The sequence below is a fragment of the Mesorhizobium sp. B1-1-5 genome (assembly GCF_006443065.1).
Lineage (GTDB): Bacteria > Pseudomonadota > Alphaproteobacteria > Rhizobiales > Rhizobiaceae > Mesorhizobium.
The window spans coordinates 1-1,646 of the sequence record NZ_VFWS01000310.1 but is presented as its reverse complement, the minus strand read 5'-3'; the positions used below and the strand labels follow the sequence as shown (position 1 = coordinate 1,646).

Sequence of the window (1,646 nt, the reverse complement as noted above, 5' to 3'; positions counted from 1 at the left end):
ACCCGTCCGAGGCTGGTGGCGAGACCGGCCACGAGATCGCCGTCGCGCAGCATGGAAATGGCCGTTTCGGCCACCGTGCTGGGGCGTGGCGCCTGGGCGGAGCCGGACGCGAGAGCTTCCCAGACGACCAGCAGCAGCACCGGAACGATGAGGCGAAGCGCAAACCTGTTCATCGCGCCACCTCCGTCCGCGCCCACGGAGTCAAGACATCAGAGAGCCAGCGCAACCCCTTGTCCGTCAGGAAGCCGAGCAGGCCGATGGCGACGATGAAAGCCATCACCGTCGGCGTCAACAGCATGCTGCGGTAGTATTCGATGGCGTAACCGAGGCCGTTCGGCGCTCCTACCAGTTCGGCAGCGACGACGGCGGTCCACGAGGCCGCCACCGCAAGCCGCGCCGAGACCAGGATCGCCGGCAGCGCCGCCGGAACGATGACGCGCCGCATGATCGCCCGCCCGGACAGGCCCATCGTGCTGGCCGCCGCGACGAGCCGCCTGTCGACGGCGGCGGCGCCCGCGGCGGTGCCGATCAGCAGCGGGAAGAAGGCGGTATAGAACATGATGAACAGCGGCAGCCGATGGCCGATGCCGAACATGTAGAGCGCAAGCGGTATCCATGCGATGCCGGCTATCGGCCGCAGGATCTCCACCGGCAGTTCGAGCAGATCGTTCCAGAGCCGGCTGCGGCCCATCAGCAGCCCGAGCGGCACCGCCACCGCCGCGGCAGCCGCGACGCTTACCAGCAGACGGGCCAGACTGATCCCTGCATTGCCGAGCAGTTCGCCGTTGAGGGCCGTATCGCGCAGCGCAAGCGCAACCGCGACCGGCGACGGCAAGAGCAGCTTCGAAGGCACGAAGAACGAGCCGACATACCAGGCAAGGACGAACAGGCCCATCGTGCGCAAATACACGAACAGGCTGGTCAGGCGCGCAAAGCGCATTGTCCTTTGGCCGGCATCGTTCGAGGAGATAGCCGTCACAACGAGCCCCGCACGCGGGTCGGAACTTCGAGCCCTTCCCCCAAAATCTCGCCGAAGGTGAGGGTGCCGCCGGCGACATCGACGATGGTCGCCAGCAGCCGGTTCGCCGCTTCGGCGACGGTTTCGATCCCCTCCGAAACCGGGCTGGCGTCGAAATCGATCTGCTCAGGCAGCCGGCGAGCCGTCTCGCGCCGCGCCGTGATCTTGATCGTCGGCGCGAGCGCGCTCGCGGTGCTGTTGCCTGGCCCGGTTGTGAACAGCATGATCTGGGCACCGGCCGCGGCGAAGCCTGTCATCGATTCCGGCGAGAAGGACGGGCCGTCCATGAGGTAAAGGCCGCCGGCGGTGACCGGCTCGGCCATGCCGAGCACGCCGTCGATGCGGCAAGTTCCCGTCTTGGCCAGGGCGCCGAGCGACTTCTCCTCGATCGTGCTCAATCCGCCGCGTATATTCTCCTCGCCCGGATTGTTGCCGGTCAGGCTGTGGCCGGAAGCGGCGGCGAAGCCTTCCTTGCGCTCCACGGCCTGCAGGATCTGTCGTGCCACCGTTGCATCGCGAGCGCGCGCCGCGAGTATATGTTCTGCCCCCAGCCACTCGACGGTCTCACCGACAATGACGGTGCCGCCATGCGAAACCAGAAGATCGACCGCGGCCCCCACGACCGGAT

Annotated in this window: 1 protein-coding gene and 1 pseudogene; both read right to left on the bottom strand. The window is 67.4% G+C overall.

Features of this window, described 5'->3' with window-relative positions; genetic code table 11:
• Nucleotides 1-169 precede the first annotated feature (169 nt).
• Nucleotides 170-940, bottom strand: a complete 771-nt coding sequence (locus FJ980_RS30760; protein ID WP_140547332.1) for an ABC transporter permease — start codon at nt 938-940, stop codon at nt 170-172.
• Between the two features lie 35 nt (nt 941-975).
• Nucleotides 976-1,646, bottom strand: a pseudogene (locus FJ980_RS30755) (UxaA family hydrolase); the annotation flags it as partial.

Excerpts from the sequence above, each read along its gene's own strand:
- FJ980_RS30760 (WP_140547332.1), bottom strand. The coding sequence starts at position 940 with ATGCGCTTTGCGCGCCTGACCAGCCTGTTCGTGTATTTGCGCACGATG.